Genomic DNA, 21,382 nt, shown 5'->3' with positions numbered 1-21,382 from the left:
GCCCGTCCAAAAAGGACGGGCGGGACGCCCATCCCACAATAACAATTAAAATTGTAAGTTATTTAATTCGCGATCCTTAGTCTGTTCAACGGTAAGGTTTATTTGCGCCTAGCTAGTTAATTTTGAACTTTTAATTGATAATTTTTAATTTCTCAGGCGACCGGGTATGTAAGCAAGCCAGCAAAAACCTACGATTAAGAACAGCCACGTCACGGTAATATTGCTGCCCAACAAGTTGCGGAGAAAATCTTCCATTGTTCTCAAAAATTATAGGGTTTAAAAGAATTTATTGCTGTTCCCTCTCCGAACACAAAAGGTAGAGTGCGATCGCGTTTTAGGCGATCGGACTCTACCTCATCTACCTAATATTATGGCTGGCTGGTATCTGCCAACATTTGGTTAACCATTTGCAAGTGCGCTTGAAGGTTCGGCAGCTTCTGGGTGGCCCAAGCCTTCAAGTCGGGATCTTGTCCCTGTTGAGATTGTGCCTGAAACAAAGCAATAGCCTGATTGTGGCTCTCGATCATAGCCTGCTTGTAAGCCCTGTCAAAACTTGTACCAGAGAGTCCCGAAAGTCGCTCCATCAAAGCGGTGTTCTGGGTACTCATCTCCGTTGGCAATTCAACCTGCTTTTGCATTACTAACTGCATCAATTCTTTATTTGCTTGAGTGTGTTCCTCAACCATTTCTTGCCCGTACTGTTTCACGCCAGCACTAGAACCGCGCTGCACTGCCAATCTGCCGAGCTCTACTTCCATCATACTAAGTTGACCTGCTTGCATGACAAAGGTTCTGTCTCGGCTGCTGAGAGAATTAGGCGAGGTTTCGCCACCTGTGGGAGTGTTGGGAGAACGACCGGGAGTGTTGTTGATGGGGGTATTTGGAGAACGGCCGGGAGTGTTGTTGGTGGGGGTATTTGGAGAACGACCGGGAGTGTTGTTAGTGGGAGTAGTTGGAGTGTTGGGAGAACCGCCAGGATTGTTGTTGTTGTTTTGATCTGTAACAGGAGGTCCCGGAGAATTAGGATCGTTTAAGTCGTTATCAGCAAGCTCAAAAACTCGATCGCCCGACTGGTTGAAGCCGTGAGTCTGGCGGTTTAATTCTGCGAATCCCGGCACAGCTATCAAGGAACTAACGCCGGCAATTCCGGCAACTGTTACCAATTTTTTGAACAAATTTTTGCGATTGAGTGAAGTCATGAATTTCTAAGCCTCTAAGTTGTTTTCAAAAGTATGTGAAGCGAAACTATCCCGTAGGGAATCGCCAGAAACTACCGATGGGAGGGTGTACTGCCTTTCCGAAACAAGTTGATCAAACCAAACGCGCCCAAGGCACCCAGCCACCCGAAATTGTTGGGGCTATCGCGCCGAGCACTCAAAACTCCAGAATTAGTATCAGCCGGCGTCGATGTGGTACCGGTTGTACCGGTTGTACCAGTTGTACCCGTTGTACCCGTGCCAGTCGTACCAGTTGTACCGCTTGTACCGGTGCCACTCGTACCCGTTGTACCGCTTGTACCGGTGCCAGTCGTATCGGTTGTACCGCTTGTACCGGTGCCAGTCGTATCGGTTGTACCGCTTGTACCGGTGCCACTCGTACCCGTTGTACCGCTTGTGCCGGTGCCAGTCGTATCGGTTGTACCGCTTGTACCGGTGCCACTCGTACCCGTTGTACCGCTTGTGCCCGTTGTACCGCTTGTGCCACTCGTACCGCTTGTACCAGTTGTACCGCTTGTACCCGTTGTACCCGTTGTACCGCTTGTACCCGTTGTACCGCTTGTACCCGTTGTACCCGTTGTACCGCTTGTACCCGTTGTACCGCTTGTACCCGTTGTACCGCTTGTACCCGTTGTACCCGTTGTACCCGTTGTATCGGTGCCAGTCGTACCCGTTGTACCGCTTGTACCGCTTGTGCCCGTACCGCTTGTGCCCGTACCGCTTGTACCCGTACCCGTACCAGTCGTACCGCTTGTACCGGCGCCTGTGGTATCAGTTGTACCGCTTGTGCCAGTCGTACCGCTTGTGCCCGTACCGCTTGTGCCCGTACCCGTACCAGTCGTACCGCTTGTACCGCTTGTACCGCCGCCAGCACCGCCGCCCGTACCGCCCGACTGGGCTGAAGCAGGCACTGCTAAGGAAACCGTTGCTAAACCTAAAGTACAAGCGCTTGCTAAAACAACTTTCAACAATTTAGAAGATTTCATGGTAATGCTTGCTTTTGCATAGAGTGCTGCGATCGCTTGTGATGCCAAAACCGCCGGGTCAACTTGACAGCGTAACGTGCAAATTTTATAACCTTTGCTGCGGAATAATGAAGGTAAGGGGGCAAATTTAGTCCCGTTCCCTCGATGATTTTTCCCTGATTAATTACACCGCTACGTTAACAGTTTATAAGCTATTACTTATGCTTCAACTTCGCCATTCATCTTTAGGAATATTTGACAAAATGGCTTTTTATTTCAGGTGGTGGATGAAATTTGATTGAGCGGCAGACTAGCTCTATAAAAATTTGTGTACGGGGGATAAAAAGCGGGTTGATATGAAAAATTTTGGGTTGAGTAACGAGACATATAAGCATCAACCCGGTTTCTGAGACAAGCGGCCGCTTCTTCCTATAAATTTTCCCCGGCAGCAGGTGCTTTGAGCCAGAAATTATTGATTTTATCACCATCAATTTTGGCTTAGCACTCCGCCAGATGAGTTAGTTTAAAAATTTTTTGATCGCTATTTTTCCTTAACTTGCTGCTGGCAATTTGGGCACTGGCAGAATACCGTTCAAACTTTCCCCGAAACTAAATTATCTCAAAACGCCAGATCGCTCGCTCTGAGTCGCCAGAACACCTACAACCCCGAAACAGCAAGGCTTTGGACTGGATTTTGACTAGCCTAAAACAGTAAGGCGAACTGAGGGCTATCCGAGTCTGGCCCGCGCGAGATTAAATTAACCAGCGGCGGCGCAGTCGTCAGAATTGCTTGTGAGTGCGATCGGCTAAACTCTCCTATAGTAAAGCCAAAACTATGCCAGATAGCGCTTATTCCATAACACATTTCACAAGCAGACATCAAGTATGCTGTATCGAATTATTGCCCGAATTGGCTATGTAATGTTCATCGCTTTTTCTAAATTTGCAAGTGAAAAAGCCGATCTCAGATTAATGGCTGTTTCATAAAATAAATTACCCAAATACGGCTGAACCTGCAACGGCAAGTCAATGGCCTTAGCCGCTCAGAATAAATTTAATATTACATCTGTCCTAGGAATGAGAAAAATGCGGTTGAAAACTTGCTTTTAGAGAGAGGAAAGTAGTGGCTTCTAGTATATAAGATTTACTTTGTGTTTAATAATTAGAGGTCATTATGCCAGAACAACAATTTGACACCTTACCTTCGGAAGCACAAGAACTCCCCCAAGGAGCTAAACAAATTTTTCAGGCGGCTTTTAAGAGCGCTAGCGAAGATGGAATGAGCGCAGATGGTGCTACTAGCGTTGCTTGGAACAGTGTAAAATCTGAATATGTTCAAGAAGGTGGTACGTGGCATCACAAGGGCGACGATACTAACCAAACCCGCAAATCTGTACAGTCTGGTGGCAATTAGTTATCAGGCATTAGTAATATCGTGTCCGCTAACATAACCCCTATCCGCTGTGTAGTGAGGCCTTCATTCCTCAAATTTTGATTTGGAGAACGAAGAATTCTCACTACCAACCAATTGTAGTGACGTTATTCTAGCGGGCATGATATCATGAGTCATTAGCAATCTACTCATCACTTGTGGTTAATGCTTGACGTTGATAGCTGTTGGAATCGCGGTGGTACACAAGTTAATCGAGCCTGTTAATAGGCTGGCGCATATCCCATTGCAATTCGGCTAAAACGAGCAAGCTAAATACCATTACGGCTCCCGTAAATAGGAAAGACCAACCGCCCGTGTAAGGCAAAATCAAAATCCCCAACAGGTGAAATAAACTTGCTGCTAAAAGCGCGCGCGATCGCACTGCAAATCCCGTCCCCAAATACCCTATTCCGCTCATTCCCAACCACAGGGGACAGAGATTCGCCAACACTTTCCCCCAACTGAGAAAAATTGCTAAATCGGTCAGCAGCAATCCTAATAACATCAGTATTACCCAACCGTAAAGCACCCAAATCAGGCGTTCTATTTTGACCCAAGAGTATGTCATGCTTACCATTGCTGCTGTACCTACGAGGCTGAGGACTGACCACAAACCTGCTTGCAGCATCCAACTCACCGAAAAAAATTGTGCTGTGCCGAAAATGGGTATTAACAGCAAGCTCCACAGCAAGCAAGTACGATCGAGACAAGTATAAAATTGTGAATAAAATCGAGCTTTGCCAAGGGGAAACTGAACCTGCCAAAGCCCTTCTAAATCCTGAAGCTCGATGTTAAGCTGTTTCCGGCGCAGAGGGGGAACTGAATAATTAAAAAAGGTCATATCTGACACTATTAAGATTTACAATTATTTGCTTAGGTACTATCTCACCAGCAATCGCTCTAATTGCAATCTGTCAATCGGATTAATCTAGTTAATTTGATAATCTGCCTGCAGTAATAGTTATTCGCTCGCACCCGGTAAAACTGGAATAGATAGATTGCACAAGTTGATAAAATAGCTCTTGCGACAGATGGCTGGAATATTACTTATTCGATACTTTAAAAAGAAAGTAAACTTTGTTACAGAATTTATGCTCACTTCATCCCATCCTCTGAAACAGGTATTCCACTGCCCGGAAGAATCGGATTTTTACGCGCACTGCTTGGAAAGTTTAGTGTTAAATGCTAGTGACAATTCTCGACTTATCGTAGAGTTTGGTTCAGGAGAGGGAAGTCCAGTTATTAAGTCTTTGCTGAGAAGTGATTTTGATGGGAAAATACAGGGATTTGAGCTAAATAATGTAGCTTGGAAAATTGCTCAGTCTCAAATTAAAGAATATCAAGTGAGCGAAAAATACACCGTCAACAATTGCTCTTTTTTTGATTCGCCTTTATACGAGTCGGCGGATTGTGTCATCTCAAATCCGCCTTACTTGCCGGCGGTGGATGATAATATTTACCAGCCGCTGTTGCACGGCGGGAGCGATGGTTCGACAATTGCTAAGAAACTTTTATCTCTGGGCAGTGACGAAGTTTTGCTGATGGTTTCTAGCTATTCTAATCCTGTGGGTTTGATCGATTATGCCTTGGATCGAGGCTACTCGGTTGCGAATTTTGAAATTGCACCTTTAACTTTTGGCTATTATAGTTCGGAACCCAAGGTGAAAAGCGCGATCGCCAGTCTCAGAGAACAGGGAATGGCTTTTTATTCGGAAAACATCTATCTGCTGGCTGGAGTTTTGTTTAAGAAGCACCAAAAGTCGCAAAGAGATTTGTCGATCGAGCTCATTCAGTTAATGACAGCATTTTAAAATACAGCGCTGGTAGGTGCAAGATGCCTGTTCCACCATTGTCAGCAACAGGCAAGATGCCTGTTCCACAAAGATTGTATTTCTTGTGGAACAGGCATCTTGCCTGTTCTACCATTGTCAGCAACAGGCAAGATGCCTGTTCCACAAAGAGTGTATTTCTTGTGGAACAGGCATCTTGCCTGTTCCTAAAAGGATTATTGAGAACGTTGCAATATCTAGGGTGCATCAGTCTCTGACGTACCCTAGGATATAGCTGTTAATTGTGTTCTGCAGCTTGGATCGATCGCACTACAGCAGCCCCAGCCCGATCGCCGATCGACTTCTCCTGATCGTACCCCAACACCAGCTCCCAAGCCTCCTGCGGGTATCTATCAACCAGCGGGATCGCCACTTCATCCAACATCCAGCGGCCGTGACGCTCATCTTCTTTGATGTGCAGTTCCCAATAACCCATCGCAGCCTGCGAGAGGCCCAAACGCTGGGCGGCGGCTAGATAATTGCGGTAAGCGACGGGCCCCGCCACCTCAAAATAAGTGAGTCCGCCGTTGTAGCGCAGAAAATGGCGCTTGCGTTCCGTCAGCAGAAAGTTGTGATTAATGCTTGCGAGCACTTCCCAAGGCACTAAATCGAAGTACGCTTCCGGTTCCGTACTCATATCGAATTCAGCCAGCATTTGAGCAAAAAAGGTCGAATGCTTGCGGGGGAGGCGACCGCCACCGTATTCTTCGATCAGCACTCGCGTAAGGGTACACTGAATTTCGTTGCCGGCACCGCCGATGATGCGAGAAACACGGCTGGCTTCCACTAAACCGTCGAAGGAGGCGATCGCCAGCAGGTGTTTGTATCCCTCTTCAGTCATGTGTTCGCGCAAATAGCGATCGATCTCAGTTAGCGGAGGATCGACATCGGCGGCCGCGCGATCGCGCAGGGCTTGCTTGACATCCGGCAATTTTTGCAGCGCTGCAACGTCGATTTGCGCGATGTCCCACTGCTGCCAAGGTTCCTCAATGCGATCGCGCACAGAACGCAAATAGTGCGATCGCTCATTATTGTAGCGGCGCAAATCATCGTACCAAAACAAGTTGAGGCGGTTGATGCGGTAAAGTACGCGCTGCAAGAAGCGGTGAGCGGCCTCATCGCCCGGTTCCTGTTGATAAGCTGCTTGAATTGCATAGGCGATCGCGCTTTCAAAATCGCTGACAAGTAACGGTTTTGCCGCCACCGTCTTGTCTAAATCCTCGACTTCTAGCAAATTGACAAATTGTCGATCGGCTGCTTCGTAATTTGGGGGTGGGGGTTGCTTTTTGGGAAGACTCGGCGAGTCTATTTTGGGGAGTAAATCTGCCGTGTTTTGCATGGAATCAACTTATGTTATGACTTTGATTATTGTGCTGCCTGCCCAAACAGCCAACCGTTGCAGATTGCTGAGGATTCTGGCTAATTACTTTCAAGATAGCGAATCTGTCAGCCGTATACACCCTTCCATTGATAGAGATTTGATAGAAATCAATTTGGTCACAACGGCCCCGATTCATTCCGAAAGCAGGGTGACTGAGGGAGACTTTATCAAACTCCGCAAAGTAATTGGAGCTAATATCTGGGCATCTTTTGCAGCCGGCACTGCTTCCCGCCACGCTTTGATACCGCCTGAAAGGACAACAACATTCAGGCTAATATCCTTAATCTTATTAGTCTCATTTCCTCCAGATTCTTGGGAATACCGAGCGATTTTTTCCAACTGTTTGTATGCTTTAACAGATCGCCCTCCTCTGGCACAATAAAGTACAATTATCGGCTGAGGTCGATCGGATTTAACCCTTGCTTTGACAATGGATTGCACCTGCTTGACACCGAACCCTAACTCAATATCAGTTAGGGGAACCAGCGGACTTTCATCGATGCGATCTTCGGCGTATTCTTCGGGCGATCGCACATCGATCAAAATCACTGGTTTCAACTTACCCTGCTGCAATTGGGCAACACTTACTTGTTTCGTATTTAAACTGGCGATAAAAGTTAGGATATCCATGTGATGAAATAGGGCAACTGCACTCAGAGAAGCAACACTCGTCAAGCCAAAACCCATAATTGCCAGCAAAAAGCGAGAATAGCGATTAATACCTGGTTTTGCATTTTCATCTAGCATTTTTCATCATCCTTGAAAATGGATAGAAAATTTGTCCGACATATCCAGCAGGTATAGAATCAGAGATTCCATATTTATGAGGCATTTTTTTTGCTGGCATATAGATAGTGCCAAATAGCAAATCTAACAGTGGCAACTGAACAGCAAAATTTTTGTTGTTTATTCCGGGAATTTTACTGTGATGCCAGTGATGAAATTGTGGGGTTGCTACGAACCATTTTAGGATGCCAAATTTTAATTTAATATTAGAATGAATTAAGAAAGCGATCGCGGCCGAATAAAGAGCATAAACCACCAAACTCTCCTTGGTAAATCCCAAGCAGTAAAGAGGCATAATTTTACAAATCTGAGTAAACAGTTGCTCGCAGGGATGCACCCGCACTGCTGCTAACCAGTCCATATGTTCAATGCTGTGATGGACTGCATGGAATTGCCAAAGCCAGGGTACTTCATGCAGTAGTCTGTGAGCGATATAATATGCCATATCTGAAACTATAACTGCTTCTGCCAACTGCAACCAGACAGGTTGAGAGGCTACTTTGCTTTGCAATTCCGGGTTGAGTAAATTAGTCATCAGCGACAAAATTACAGTCACAACAATAGCGCCTAATCTACCAATAAAGTGACCTGTAAAAAAATATGTGGCATCGGTTTCCCATCCGAAACGAAATATCTTTTGCTTGTGCAAGGAAAAGATTCTTTCGAGGGGAATGAAGATGCAAGCTAAGACGACGAAGCCTTTGACAAGTTCAGGTAACATGAGATTCTCATTAATGTCGATATTTACTTAAGCACGTCGCTACTACCAGCAGCGCAGACAGGATTACCATTCTGAAGGATAGGAGCAGACGGTTGGGTATTTCCAGGAGAATTTGCTCCACACAGAATGGATACAGTAGTCTTCCCTTTGTTAGCTGCTTGGGAAACAGGTACTAAAAATACAGCCCCGACATAGCTACGAAGATTATTGCTGCGGGCTACAGCATAACTAAACGCAGAATTTTTGGTAGATATGGTTGAATAGTTATAGTTGGTTGTCTGAGTTTTAATGCCGAGGCCTAGGGCATTAACGGAATTGGAAAATGCGCCATCCTCGGCGTATATTGCTTGTTGACCTTTGTTCATTGCGCTAACATATTGTTTAGCTTCTGATAGCTTCGCCTTGCCACCACAACCGACAACAGAAGGGAGGGCGATCGCACCAACTATTATGCTGCCCAGAGGAAAGTAAATAAAAGTGATTCTCAGTAAAGTTCCTACCCATGATTTACGTTTTTTGTCAGGGAGAATGTTTTTTTCTGAAGATTCCGCTTTTTTATCGAGTGCATCGAGTTGAGGGTTTGTCTTAAGCTGCATGGTTGTTCTCGATACTGCTTGTTTGTTGAGTGCATCGAGTTGAGGATTTTTTTTAAGCTGCATGGTAGTTGTCCAAATGTGTTAGCAGAGTAGTTTTCAAGTGATTGACATACTCCCCAGCGTAAACACATGGGGATTCTAGAGTCAAACAGCGAGTGCACGCGTAGCTTGTCTAATATCGCCTAATCTAACAGTCGATGCCAAGAAAAATAAGCAAGTTATTTTTAGCGTCGTTTTCATCTAGTCCATTGAGTGCGGTGGGGCTTGTGCAAACCTCGCCTACTGCGCCTTGCTTCTACTCTATTTTTATTAAATCACGTGGCTATTTGAGAACTTGAGTGAGTTTTAATCGACTTCTCATCGACTTTTCTGGGACTTACGCAACACACACCTGTGACAGAAACCGGGTTTCTGGCCAAAACTGGGCAATCAACCTGAGATTTTTCCTCAGAAACCCGGTTTCTCTGGCGTTATCCCAGGGTTAGAAACCGGGTTTCTGGCCAAGACTTGGCAATCAACCTGAGATTTTTCCTCAGAAACCCGGTTTCTCTGGGCTTATAGCCGATCGCCAAAATACTCCTGATACAACCGACATCTCGGAATGCAATGATTTCCATCCAATTTCACCAACCCCATACTATTTAACTTAAACCCCAATTCTGACCTCAATCTAACTGGCTGCGGAACACTAACAATCTCTCTCATCGCCTCCATTAATTCCGAATATTTCTCTAAATTCCATAAATGTCGCCGCAAATGATCGCTGTAAATTCCCGCTTCAGTTGCAGATTCTTTCACTAACCGATCTAAAGTCACATCTTGACGCGAAATATGATACATTCCTAGCCGCACTAAATAAGGATTTCCGCCCACTAACCCCATCAATTCTGCAACTTCATTCCCACTCCAATTCAATCCGTGCCGCTTTGCTAAATCTTGCATTTGCTGGGAATTAAACTCTGGCAATTCAATCGGTAAACCCACATTAAACGGCGATTTATTCACATCCAGCGGGATATAAACTTCTGTCGAATGCACCACAATCAAACGAAACTTTTTCCAAATATCTCGCCGTTTTGCTTCTTCGTGTAAAGCTCGCAATAACCCAAAAAAGTCATCGGCAATTTCCGGTGATTCAAACAGGCGATCGCTCTCATCCAAGCCTAACGTCAGAGGTTTTGAGGATTCTGAAAGCAAATACTGTTCAAAATAAGCCTTGCAGCACTGATTGCTGCCAATCAAATCGGCTAATTCCCAACACTTGGGCAACTGCTCCAGCATTCCTAACTCTTGACCGATGCTAGCACAAAACCACTGCAAAAATGTATCTGAATTAGCGAATATTTTCCTATTGGCTAGCTGAAAACTCAGCGCTACTGTGCGAGAACCTTGCTGTTCTGCATGATGCAAAATCCTCGCCATCAAGGAAGTTTTTCCCATTTGTCTGGGTGCTTTTATACGGATCAGGGCTCCCGGTTGGGCGATCGTCTCGTAACAGCGGGATTCGATCGGAGGGCGATCGATATAAAAACAAGAAGTGAGTTCAACTTGTCCTCCCGGCAATTCTGGCGGCGCTGCTGGCAGGGGTTGAATTATTGACTGTTTGGTGCTAGTAATTACTTTCCATTCTACAGCCAATTCATGGTCGGCAGTTAACGATTTGCGACCTTCTTTGATAATGGTTAAAATTTGTGATATTAACTTAAATGAGTCGCCAACACCGCGCCACAGCCAGGGCTGAATTCCTGCTAAATAGCTCAGTAAATCAAAAGAAAGCGGTGTATTTAATTCAAATAAAATCGGTAAAATTGCGGGTTTATGAGCAGTTAGATTGTGCAATTCCTTGGCTAGCTGCACTTGTTCCAATATCATTTCGCTAGCGGCCGATTCTTCGGAAATCAGCAACAGCAAATAATCGCAACGCTTTAAATATGAGGCGGAGTCGCTGCTGTTGTTAATAAAAAAGACTTCGTGGCCTCCCGCACTCAAAGCTTGGTGTAACTGCTGGGAAAGCGTATTGTGTGAGGTCGATCCTCTTCGAGGGCTTCGCCAACGGGCGATCGCCACTTTTGCCCTCTCCAGCAGTACCTCCTCTGGCTCTGAATTCGCCTCAAAATCGGCTATATCGCGCCATTCCTGCCCCAATCCGCGACAAATTTCGATGAAATTGGCATAATCCACAGGTTTGCCATTCAGAAAATGGCTGACTGTAGATTGGGCCATCCCTAAATCCTCAGCCAGGATTTTCTGACTGGGGAAGCCATTTCTCAGGAGACAGGATTTAACTGCGCGAATGCACTCTTCGCGCACCCTTAGCGATCGTGGCATTGCTTATCACAATCAAAACACTGAAACCATCATAAATGCCAACCGCCCCTAAAGTCGATGAAAAGTCGATGAAAAGTCGATGAATTTTCAAATAACTCAGTCGCCAACTCAAATAGCCACCTGATTAGATTAGAAATAACAAGGTTGAATCCCATCAAAACGAGGTAAAAGCATTGTGTATTCTATCCTAATTTGGTCGCTGGCGTCAGCCACTAATCAACCAGGTTTCGCCTTCACCCCGCCCCTATTCTGGTTACTGCTCGGAGTTGTGCTTAGTGCGATGGAGCTATTAATCATCAAAACTCAGCCCCAAAAATACAGATTTTACCTGCTAATGATGGGAGCTTCGGCTGTAATTGAATCATTTATTTTGTGGAGAGGTTCTGTAGCATTTGAGTTTAGTTGGGCGAACATAATGTATGAAGATTTTGACTGGCAAATCTTCTACTGGATGGGGATAGCCCTCGCGCTGAGCATCTGGATTAGACCGATTTTTATTGTTCGCAAAAAGTTTGTCATTCCCGAAGCCACGGAAGCGACAACTATCTCCGAAATTTTCCCCGGAGAAACCGGAATGGTGATTTATGAAGGGGCTTCGTGGAAAGCCCGCAATGAAGATTCCCAAGGGGCGATCGCACCCCGACAAAAAGTTTATGTTTTGCGCCGCGAAGGAAACACGCTGATTGTTGTACCTGACAGATTAATTCACATCAACAGCTAAATCTCAGTTAGCTCTTTTATGACTCGGCGATAGAAATCGCTTCTTGCCAAACAAAGTCCCTCTCTAAGAGACTAATAAATCACTACCAACTGTCAACTGTCAACTATCAACTGTCAACTATTTACCAGGAGATTCACTATGTATCACTATTTTTTGACGGTATTGCTTGCCATCACCGGAGTATCCTTAGCCAGCAGTGTCAAAATCGTCCGTCAAGGAGATGAGGCTTTAGTTGAAATTTTCGGAAAGTACGATCGCAAGAAACTCGAACCGGGTTTGACTTTTTTGATTCCCTTCGTCGAAACAGTGGCTTATAAACAAACTCTGCGCGAGCAAATTTTAAAATTGCCACCGCAAGAATGCACAACGCGCGATCGCGTTTCCGTCACCGTTGATTTTATTGTGTACTGGCGAATCATTGACTTAGAAAAAGCTTCCTACAAAGTGCAGAATCTCAAGGAAGCGATGTTAAATATGCTGATTCTTTCAATTCGGACTCACCTTGCTAAATTATCTGTTGAGGAACTCTACACGGCTCGACATGAGATTAATAATGCTTTAGTCGAGGAGTTGGATACAACGACAGATCCTTGGGGTGTGAAGTTTACGAGAGTGGAATTGCGCGATTTTGCGATCGGCAGTAAAGTGATTCAGCCCACATCCATTGACCGGAAAGAAGTACAAAAGCTGCGAGCTTAGAGATTAGTATTTCCTCCTTTTCCTCGTTACCAGGCTCTGCCTGGTAACGCAGATCCAGAGGCTCTGCCTCGCCGACTTTAATTCGCATTGTATATACCATTTAAGGAGACAACACCATGACTAGAAATCAAGAATCAATTGTTCGCAATGCAGCTTATCGCGGTTGCGGATGCTTATCACTTATAATCGGTATTGGAGTAATGAATGGGATAGCTCTGCCATTTTATCTCACTAATACCAATAGAAGCAAGCAGTCGGAAGCAAAACAGTATGTTAGCTCAATGAACAAGGCGCAGCAAGCTCACTTTGCTGAAAAAAGTGCTTTTGCCACTTCTGTTAATGCTTTGGAAATTGGGATCAAAACGGAGACAAAAAATTACAAGTATTCAGTTCGCGCCACAAAGCAAACTGCTTTTAATTATGGAGTCTCCAAGCAACCACAACTTAAGAGTTATGTCGGCGGTGTCTTTCTACTTCCTGTTAAAAAAGTTGAACCAAATGCTGCTAAAGATGGAAAAATAACAACAATATCCATATTCTGCCAAGCTGATTCTCTCGGTCCAATTAAACCAGCGGAGCCCACCTATGAAAATGGTAAACTTGCTTGTGGGCAAGGCACAAGACAAGTGACCAGATAATCTAACTATACGCAATATAATGACAGTCGATTACCAATATCAAATCGGCATTCAATTGAGATTTACCGAACTAAAGTCTTTACTACAAACAGGGAGGATACAAAACTATGAGCCAACAAGATTCTAAATCAGCTAGCATTTCACCTAACGGTTGCGGATGCTTATTGCTTTTAATGGGCATGGCAGTAATTAGCGCGATCGCTCTGCCATCATTTCTAGGTGATAGCGCGCATGATAAGTATATGACATCGTATATGACATTTCAAGCGCAAGAGTATGTTAGCTCAGTGAACCGAGGTCAGCAAGCCTATTTTGCAGAAAAAAATGCTTTTTCCAGTTCTGTTAAGGCTTTGGGAATGGGCATTCAAACAGAGACAACACATTTCAAGTATTCAATTCGTGCCACTAAGAAAGCAGCATTTAATTATGCAGTAGCCAAGGAAAACGACTTAAAAAGTTATGTCGGCGGTGTTTTTATTGTTCCGCAAAAAAACTTTGTTCCCAATGCTACTAAAGAGGAAATAACTACAACGTTTATATTCTGCGAAGCTGATTTTCCCGGTAGCATTCAACCAGCGGAACCCACCTATGAAAATGGTAAAACTGCTTGCGGTAAAGGCACAAGACCAATGGTCTCACCAAACTAACTATACGCAATATAATGACAGTCGATTACAAGATTAAATCGGCTTTTAATTGAGATTTACCTGACTAAATTCTTTACTACAAACAGGGAGGATACAAAACTATGAGTCAACAAAGTTCTAAATTAGCTAGCCTGGCATCGAATGTTGGTGGATACTTAGTGTTTTTAATGTTGATTGGAGTATTAGCTTCGGTAGCTCTGCCATCCTTTCAGGCTAAGCTTAGGATCAACAAGCAATCGGAGCCCAAAGATTATATTAGCTTAATCAACAAACGTCAGCAAGCGTATTTTGCCGAAAAAAGTGTTTTTAGCACTTCTGTTAAGGCTTTAAAAATTCGCATTATTAAAACCGAGACAGAAAATTACAAATATTCCCACCATACAACAAAAAAAGCAACATTTAATTATGGAGTTTCAAAGCAAAAAGACCTTAAAAGCTATGTCGGGGGAGTCTTTGTAATTCCTGCTACAAAAGTTGAGTCATATTCTTCTAAAAATCCAATAACAACCACATCTATATTGTGCCGAGCTGATTCTGCTGGTACAATTAAACCACCAGAACCAACTTATCAAAATGGTAAAATTGCTTGTGCTACAGGCACCATAGAACTGAGACAAAGTTATCACTAGAGGCTAGATCATGACAGTCGATTACCAATATCAAATCGGCGGCAGTCTCCCGCAAAATGCACCTACTTATGTAGTGCGACAAGCTGACTCAGAACTTTATCAAGCTCTCAAAGCCGGAGAGTTTTGTTACGTGCTCAATTCCCGACAAATGGGCAAATCCAGTTTGCTAGTGCGAACTGTACAAAAGCTCTCGGCTGATGGCATTGCCTGTGCTACGATCGACCTTTCGGACATTGGCAACCAGCAAGTCTCTCTAGATAAGTGGTACGGCGGCGTCGCTTACAAACTCTTGTGCAGTTTCAACCTGTTTAACCCAGTCGAGTTTATGGCTTGGTGGCGGGAGAGAGAGTTGATGTCGCCGGTGCAGCGCTTAGGAGAGTTAATTGAAGAATTGCTGCTGGTCAAAATTTCTCAAAACCTGGTCATTTTTATTGATGAAATTGATAGCGTTCTGAGTTTCCAAGAACCGCTAGACGATTTCTTTGCATTAATTAGATGTTGCTACAATAAACGCGCTCACAATTCAGAATACCAGCGCATTACATTTGCTTTGCTGGGAGTAGCTACGCCATCGGATTTAATTAGCGATGCAACTCGCACGCCCTTTAATATCGGTTTACCTATTGAATTGCACGGTTTTAAGTTACAGGAAGCTCTGCCTTTAGCAAAGGGTTTTGAGGGAAAAGTAGACAATCCTCAAGAGGTTTTAAAAGAGATTTTGGACTGGACTGGAGGGCAGCCATTTCTGACTCAAAAGCTTTGCAAGCTGATTTTGCACCATGTAAAAAGCTTAGCTTCTGCTTCTATTATATCAGATTCAACCGATGAAAGCAGAACGGAAAATTTTACTACAAATCAATTATTAATTAGCGATATAGTGCAATCTCATATTATTGATAATTGGGAGTCATCCGATGAACCGGTACACATCAAAACAATTCGCGATCGCCTTCTGAGAAGTCCGCACCGCGCCAGTAGGTTATTAGGACTATATCAAAAAATATTGCCACTTTCAGAACCCCCCGATTGTAGGGGCGGTGCCCCCGTGCCCGCCCTGGTAGGGGGAATATGGGCGGATGATACTCCCGAACAAACAGAATTGCGGCTGAGCGGATTAGTAGTAAAACGAGCCGGAAAATTAACCGTATCCAACCGCATTTACGCAGCTATATTCAGCCATGACTGGGTAGAAAAAGCGCTCTGCGACTTGCGCCCCTATGCTGAATCCCTAACAGCATGGATAGCTACAAATTGTCAAGACGAATCTCGCTTGTTGCGCGGTCAAGCACTGGAAGATGCTCGACAGTGGGCGGCAAATAAAAGCTTGAGCACCCAAGATTATCAATTTTTAGGTGCGAGTCAAGAAGCGGAATTTGCCAAATTGCGCGATCGCGAAAAACAAACTCAAACGGAAATTGAACAACTGCGCCGCGAAAAAAAGTTACTAGAGGAACTAAGCGAAGCACAAAAGCAGAAAAAATTGATTGCAGTTAAACTTTGGCGCGAGCACCAACTGAGAGTGCAGACACTTACAGGAGCAGCAGGAATACTGATATTAATTCTGATAGCAGCCTTTTGGATTAAACCATCAATCGAAGAAAGAAACAACAAAATTCTCACTCTCAGTCTACTATCAGAAACGCTCTTGGCGGCCGATAAAAAAGAGGAAGCTTTGCTAGAAAGCATTAGAGCTGTTACAGAAATGAAAGGATCGCTCGGAGTGAGTTCAGATATTCAGATGCGAGTGGCGATCGCCCTCGAACAGGCCGTTTACAACTTTCGGGAACGCCGCCGCTTGCAGAGTCAAGCCAGTACCCTTGCTTTCGCGAGTTTCAGTCCCGACAGTCAAACAATTGTGACTGCTACCGATGATAATTATATCAAAATTTGGCAAAATAATGGCACTTTGCAAGCAACTTTGACAGGGCATACTGATAAAGTTAGGATGGCAATTTTCAGTCCTAGCGGTCAGATAGTTGTCTCAGCAAGCGACGATAAAACACTCAAGATTTGGCAAAAAAATGGCAAATTGATCCACAATTTAAAAGGACATAGCGCTCAAATAACAAGCGTCTCTTTGAACCCAGATGGTAATATTATTGCTTCTGCCAGTGCCGATGGAACTGTTAAACTCTGGAAAATCAGCGGTGAAGAATTGTCAACTTTTCAAGTGGAGCGAGGTTGGATAACCAGCGCGACTTTTAGCCCAGACGGTCAGATAATTGCTGCGGCTGGTAATGATGGCACTGTTAAACTTTGGAGTTTGAGAAACGTTGCGGACAAGTTGCAAAAACAGCAGTCAATCGAAGCCAGCACCGATATCAAATTGCTCCGAACTTTACAAATGGAAAGTGATAAAATTATGAGTATAGCTTTCAGTCCAAACGGAGCAATGCTGGCGACTGCAAGTGCTGGGGGAACTGCGAGAATTTGGAGCAAAGACGGCACACCGCTAAGTATTTTCAAGCATACAAGTGGATTGACAAATATCAGCTTTAGTCCCGACAGTCAAATGTTGCTATCTGCAAGCACAGACAAAATGGTGAGGGTGTGGAACATTGACGGTACATTGCTCAAAACTTTAAAAGGTAACAAGGATGCTGTTTGGAGTGCGAGTTTTAGTCCAGACGGCAAAGCGATCGCTAGTGCTAGTGCTGACGGTACGGTGATGCTGTGGAATTTTAATCTTGACGATTTGTTGCTGCAGGGTTGCGAGGGAGCCCGCAATTATTTTCAGACAAATCCGATCGCAAATCAAAGCAATCGCCACCTCTGCGACGGGATTGGAACTCAGTCGGAACTCACGCAAAAAAAACCGGGTTAAAAGTCAAAATGTTGAGTTTGGTAGCAAAGTATCTAGGCATAAACTGGCTTTTTGACCGCCCCTGCGTCTAGGGCTGATATGGTTTAATTTGGTAGCAGCTAATAGGTAATAGGTCAGCCAGATCGGTGTATTCAACTTTAGAGCAAAAGTATCAGCGCCTGCAAAAAGACTTAAGAAACGGAGTCCTCGCCCTTGGCGGCATTTTTTGCACGGGTACTCTCTGGTATTGGCAAGTGGAAAGATGGTCTTTGCTAGATGCCGCTTACATGACAGTAATTACCTTAGCAACTGTCGGCTACGGTGAACTTCAGCCCCTCGGTCAACGCGGGCGAATGTTTACCATATGGCTGATTTTGATGGGCGTGATTGTGATTGGTTTCATCGTCAACCGCTTTACAGAAGCGCTGATTGAAGGATATTTTCAAGAAGGAGCAAGAATTAGGCAGCAGCGACGATTGGTAGATTCTTTGATCGGGCATTACATTCTCTGCGGTTTTGGGCGCACTGGCCGCCAAATTGCCTTGGAATTTCAGGCCGAAAACATCTCTTTTGTGGTGATAGATTCGGCAGTACATTCGGTTGAGGCAGCTTTGACGCTGGGGTACACGGCTGTCCAAGGAGACGCGACTTTGGACGAAATTTTGCTGAGTGTGGGGATCGATCGCGCAATTTGCATAGTAGCAGCTTTGCCTTCGGATGCCGAGAATTTATACACTGTCATGTCGGCGAAAACTCTGAATCCGAAGGTACGGGCGATCGCTCGTGCGACCACAGAAGAAGCCGTAAAGAAGTTGCAGCGGGGCGGCGCCGATGCCGTTGTATCCCCCTACATTACCGGGGGAAAACGCATGGCTGCGGCGGCCTTGCGGCCTCAAGTTATGGATTTTTTAGATGGTGTTTTGACGGGTACCGATAGTTCTTTTTACATGGAAGAATTTTTGGTCGATCCCAATACTTGTGTCTACGTTGGGGAAACTTTGAGAAATGCCAAGTTGCGATCGCAATCGGGGGCCTTGGTTTTAGCAGTGCGGCGCGCTGGCGGGACTTTGATTGTCGGGCCTACCGGAGAAACTGCGATCGAAGGAGGAGATATGCTGATTTGTTTGGGCACTGCTGAACAACTGCGAACTCTCAATCAAATCCTCAGTCCCCTGAGTTTTCGCCTCCCCCGGCCCCCAAAGTAATACGATGTCAGGTTTCTAGTCAGGAATGCAAGTCTTCTCTCGATCAATGCTTCCCAGAAAAAATATTGACTGTTGACTGTTGACTGTTGACTGTTGACTGTTGACTGTTGACTGTTGACTGTTGACTCTGGGTCGAAAAACTCAATGGTTGAGTGTTAAATGTTGACTCGATTTTATTATTCCGATGCAACCGGAAACGATATGAATTTAAAAAATTCACAATCTCCACTACACAAGGATTTAGGGCAAACAAAAATGCTCTCGGCTACTTTGCCGAGAGCATTTTGGAGCAGTTAAACTGCCTTTTGATCACAGTTTGAGCTCAGTCATAGACTAAAGCATAGACAAAAAATCGCTGAAACCCAAAGCCGATGGTGGGATTTGAACCCACGACCGTTCGATTACGAATCGAATACTCTACCCCTGAGCTACATCGGCACAGACAATTTTGGATTATAGCACAACTATAGCGAAAAAAGCAAGGAGTCGTAGAATTTAATTCAAAATTCCACAACTCCTAGCTCACCAACAGTTAAACGGTCACTTCCGTGTCAGTTGAGCCGCCTCTGGCCCCGGAATAAACTAAACCCCGCTGCATATCCAGCGTCAACATCGTTCCGTCCCGAATTACCCGCGTGGCATTCTTCACGCCCACCATCACCGGCACGCCCAAGCGCAAACCGATAATCGCGGCATGAGAAGTCAAACTGTCCTCCTCCGTCACCACACCTGCGGCTTTCCGAATCATCTCCACAAAAGCGACGCTTGTGTGTTCCACTACCAAAATTTCTCCAGGGTGGAAATTGCCTACATCCGCAGCAGTGCGAGCAACCCTGGCCATGCCACTCACCGATCCCAAACCGACACCGGTGCCTTTGCCTAGAACTGCTGTCACTACTTCAACTTTGATCAAATCCGTCGATCCGGCAACCCCTTGCAGAGTACCGGCGGTCATCACCACTAAATCTCCGTCGCACACTAACTCTTTTTCCTGGGCGACTGTCATGGCAGAGTGAAATGTCTGGCCAGTGGAGGGCAAATCCAGCACCAGCAAGGGTTTTACTCCCCATACTAATTGCAGTTGTCGGGCTACGTCTACGTGAGGAGTAACTGCCAAAATCGGAGTTTTCGGTCGGAACTTCGAGACATTTCGGGCTGTGGCGCCGGTTTTGGTCAGCGTCATGATCGCCGCCGCGTTCAATTGTTCGGAGATTTGACTGACTGCTTGGCTGATGCCGTTGGGGATCGATCGACCAATATCTTCTACATTCCTAATATTCCGCTTAATTCCTTCTCTCTCCATCCGCACCGCAATTCTCGCCATCGTCGCCACCGCTTCGACGGGGAACTTGCCGACAGCAGTTTCATTCGAGAGCATCACTGCATCAGTTCCGTCAAGAATCGCGTTTGCCACGTCGGAAATCTCGGCGCGGGTGGGACGGGGATTGTTGACCATGCTGTCGAGCATCTGGGTAGCGGTAATTACCGGAATGCCCAGGCGGTTGGAGGTAGCAATCAGGCGCTTTTGCAAAATCGGCACGTCTTCGGCGGGTAGTTCCACTCCCAAATCGCCGCGGGCGACCATCACGCCGTTGCAAAGGGTGAGAATTTCCTCCATTTGTTCGATCGCCTCGTGCTTTTCGATCTTAGCAATCACCGGTACTTGCTTGCCCGCACTGGCAATCAGCTCTTTAATTTCGAGCACATCTTGGGGATTCCGCACAAAGCTCAGGGCCACCCAATCGACACCTTGGTCGAGGCCGAACATTAAATCTTTGCGGTCTTTATCAGTCAGCGCTTTAATTGACAGGTAAACTCCCGGAAAATTCACGCCTTTGTTGTTGGAAAGCGGCCCGCCGACTACGACGCGGCAGTACAATTCCCGCGCCGCGCGGTCTACTTTTTCCACCAGCATTTCCACTTTCCCGTCGTCAAGCAGAATCACTGATCCCTCTGGAACTTCGTCTGCTAGGGGGTCGTAGGTGACGGAAGAAATGAGCTCGGTGCCGGGAACTTGGCGGCTGGTGAGAATGAAAGGATCGCCGTTTTTGACAACTATAGAGCCTGTCTCAAAGCGCCCTAAACGAATTTTCGGGCCTTGGAGGTCTTGGAGGATGGCAACCGGCTGGTTGAGTTCAAAGGATGTTTGCCGGATTAAGCGAATGCTGCGCTGGTGGTCTTCTTCTGTTCCGTGGGAAAAGTTGAGTCGCAAAGTTGTGGCACCTGCTTCTATAAGCTGGCGCAGCACTTGTGGGTCAGAAGTTGCTGGGCCAATGGTGGCGACGATTTTAGTCCGGCGTAGGGCTTTTGGCAATTGCATCAGCGGTGTTCTGGGGAGGCAGGTGGATTTCTTGTTTAAATTTCGGCTAACGTTTCATCTTTGCACTACAAGCAATGACGCTAGTCTCAAGTCTTAAAAATTTTGATAGTCGTCAAAAAAGCAGGTATTGAACAATATATAGAATATCTGACTTTTTACCGATCGGTAATTTTTTCTTGGGGAGCGCTCTTTTTTGCAAATTTTTCCGCTCTCAGGCTTGACATAAATACAGACATACCCATTGATTTTATTTGGTCTGCTGAGCTCTTTTGGCTAATCTAGGACTGGTATCCTTGTACAACAGCAATACTTTCCTGTTTGTGCAGAGGGGAGCATCTCATATTTGTAAAAACACTTCTTCTGGCTCCTTCCTTCTTCCTTCTTCCTTCTTCCTCTTTTCTCCTGGCTCCTGACTCCTGACTCCTAACTCGAATTTCTAGCGGAGGGCGGCTTTCATTGAGATGC

General features: G+C 45.4%; 19 protein-coding genes and 1 tRNA gene. 9 read left to right on the top strand and 11 right to left on the bottom strand.

All coding sequences use genetic code 11. The annotated features are described in order from the left end of the window. Window positions 1-368: 368 nt before the first annotated feature. Window positions 369-1,199: a DUF4142 domain-containing protein gene (locus QUB11_RS05400; protein WP_333389973.1), complete on the bottom strand. Its 831-nt coding sequence runs from the start codon at window positions 1,197-1,199 to the stop codon at window positions 369-371. Between the two features lie 71 nt (window positions 1,200-1,270). Further along, the gene (locus tag QUB11_RS05395) at window positions 1,271-2,203 is read right to left on the bottom strand and encodes a hypothetical protein (RefSeq protein ID WP_333389972.1); all 933 of its coding nucleotides are present in this window, start codon (window positions 2,201-2,203) and stop codon (window positions 1,271-1,273) included. 1,153 nt (window positions 2,204-3,356) lie between these two features. Between QUB11_RS05395 and QUB11_RS05390 the strand changes: the two genes are divergently transcribed. After that, window positions 3,357-3,596 (top strand): ChaB family protein, encoded by a 240-nt coding sequence (locus tag QUB11_RS05390; protein WP_333144661.1) that lies wholly within the window; start codon window positions 3,357-3,359, stop codon window positions 3,594-3,596. Between the two features lie 226 nt (window positions 3,597-3,822). Here the strand turns inward: QUB11_RS05390 and QUB11_RS05385 are convergent, their stop codons facing one another. Further along, window positions 3,823-4,455, bottom strand: coding sequence for a hypothetical protein (locus QUB11_RS05385; RefSeq protein WP_333205999.1), 633 nt, complete (start codon window positions 4,453-4,455; stop codon window positions 3,823-3,825). 250 nt (window positions 4,456-4,705) lie between these two features. On the opposite strand from QUB11_RS05385, the gene QUB11_RS05380 reads away from it, so the two are divergent. Continuing rightward, on the top strand, window positions 4,706-5,425 hold the full coding sequence (locus QUB11_RS05380; protein ID WP_333205998.1) for a methyltransferase: 720 nt from the start codon (window positions 4,706-4,708) through the stop codon (window positions 5,423-5,425). Here the strand turns inward: QUB11_RS05380 and QUB11_RS05375 are convergent. From QUB11_RS05375 to QUB11_RS05350, 6 genes are all read right to left on the bottom strand, one after another. Then, a complete protein-coding gene (locus QUB11_RS05375; protein ID WP_333205997.1) occupies window positions 5,400-5,651 on the bottom strand; it encodes a hypothetical protein in 252 nt (83 codons plus the stop codon). The two genes, QUB11_RS05380 and QUB11_RS05375, sit on opposite strands and share 26 nt — an antisense overlap. Window positions 5,652-5,681: 30 nt before the next feature. Next, complete coding sequence (locus QUB11_RS05370; RefSeq protein WP_333205996.1) at window positions 5,682-6,782, bottom strand: iron-containing redox enzyme family protein; 1,101 nt, start codon at window positions 6,780-6,782, stop codon at window positions 5,682-5,684. 174 nt (window positions 6,783-6,956) lie between these two features. After that, the gene (locus QUB11_RS05365; protein WP_333205995.1) at window positions 6,957-7,571 is read right to left on the bottom strand and encodes a rhodanese-like domain-containing protein; all 615 of its coding nucleotides are present in this window, start codon (window positions 7,569-7,571) and stop codon (window positions 6,957-6,959) included. Further along, window positions 7,561-8,331 (bottom strand): sterol desaturase family protein, encoded by a 771-nt coding sequence (locus tag QUB11_RS05360; protein ID WP_333205994.1) that lies wholly within the window; start codon window positions 8,329-8,331, stop codon window positions 7,561-7,563. Before QUB11_RS05360 ends, QUB11_RS05365 begins: the two co-directional genes overlap by 11 nt. Window positions 8,332-8,354: 23 nt before the next feature. Next, window positions 8,355-8,990, bottom strand: coding sequence for a type IV pilin-like G/H family protein (locus QUB11_RS05355; RefSeq protein ID WP_333205993.1), 636 nt, complete (start codon window positions 8,988-8,990; stop codon window positions 8,355-8,357). Window positions 8,991-9,482: 492 nt separating this feature from the next. Further along, window positions 9,483-11,255 carry an AAA-like domain-containing protein gene (locus QUB11_RS05350; protein WP_333205992.1) on the bottom strand — a complete coding sequence of 591 codons (1,773 nt, stop codon included), beginning with the start codon at window positions 11,253-11,255 and terminating at the stop codon, window positions 9,483-9,485. Window positions 11,256-11,430: 175 nt separating this feature from the next. Between QUB11_RS05350 and QUB11_RS05345 the strand changes: the two genes are divergently transcribed. The 7 genes from QUB11_RS05345 to QUB11_RS05315 all read left to right on the top strand — a co-directional run bounded on the left by QUB11_RS05345 (window position 11,431) and on the right by QUB11_RS05315 (window position 18,597). Beyond that, a complete protein-coding gene (locus QUB11_RS05345) occupies window positions 11,431-11,976 on the top strand; it encodes an NfeD family protein (RefSeq protein WP_333205991.1) in 546 nt (181 codons plus the stop codon). 138 nt (window positions 11,977-12,114) lie between these two features. Further along, window positions 12,115-12,675, top strand: coding sequence for an SPFH domain-containing protein (locus QUB11_RS05340; RefSeq protein WP_333205990.1), 561 nt, complete (start codon window positions 12,115-12,117; stop codon window positions 12,673-12,675). 116 nt (window positions 12,676-12,791) lie between these two features. Continuing rightward, entirely contained in the window at window positions 12,792-13,313 is a 522-nt protein-coding gene (locus tag QUB11_RS05335) for a type IV pilin-like G/H family protein (RefSeq protein WP_333205989.1), read from the top strand. Between the two features lie 107 nt (window positions 13,314-13,420). Beyond that, window positions 13,421-13,960 carry a type IV pilin-like G/H family protein gene (locus QUB11_RS05330; protein ID WP_333205988.1) on the top strand — a complete coding sequence of 180 codons (540 nt, stop codon included), beginning with the start codon at window positions 13,421-13,423 and terminating at the stop codon, window positions 13,958-13,960. Between the two features lie 101 nt (window positions 13,961-14,061). Continuing rightward, window positions 14,062-14,589 carry a type IV pilin-like G/H family protein gene (locus QUB11_RS05325; protein WP_333389970.1) on the top strand — a complete coding sequence of 176 codons (528 nt, stop codon included), beginning with the start codon at window positions 14,062-14,064 and terminating at the stop codon, window positions 14,587-14,589. Window positions 14,590-14,599: 10 nt separating this feature from the next. Then, window positions 14,600-17,413 carry an AAA-like domain-containing protein gene (locus tag QUB11_RS05320; protein WP_333205985.1) on the top strand — a complete coding sequence of 938 codons (2,814 nt, stop codon included), beginning with the start codon at window positions 14,600-14,602 and terminating at the stop codon, window positions 17,411-17,413. A 125-nt stretch (window positions 17,414-17,538) separates the two neighbouring features. Further along, the gene (locus tag QUB11_RS05315; RefSeq protein ID WP_333205984.1) at window positions 17,539-18,597 is read left to right on the top strand and encodes a potassium channel protein; all 1,059 of its coding nucleotides are present in this window, start codon (window positions 17,539-17,541) and stop codon (window positions 18,595-18,597) included. A gap of 366 nt (window positions 18,598-18,963) precedes the next feature. Here the strand turns inward: QUB11_RS05315 and QUB11_RS05310 are convergent. Together QUB11_RS05310 and pyk are read right to left on the bottom strand one after the other, a co-directional pair. Next, window positions 18,964-19,035: transfer RNA gene (locus QUB11_RS05310), tRNA-Thr, on the bottom strand. Window positions 19,036-19,129: 94 nt separating this feature from the next. Beyond that, window positions 19,130-20,917 (bottom strand): pyruvate kinase, encoded by a 1,788-nt coding sequence (gene pyk, locus QUB11_RS05305; RefSeq protein ID WP_333205983.1) that lies wholly within the window; start codon window positions 20,915-20,917, stop codon window positions 19,130-19,132. Between the last annotated feature and the right edge of the window lie 465 nt (window positions 20,918-21,382).

It is taken from the genome of Microcoleus sp. B6-A1, assembly GCF_036705085.1.
Taxonomy (GTDB): domain Bacteria; phylum Cyanobacteriota; class Cyanobacteriia; order Cyanobacteriales; family Microcoleaceae; genus Microcoleus.
Note: the sequence above shows the minus strand (reverse complement) of the source record. Positions and strands in the feature narration are given on the sequence as shown.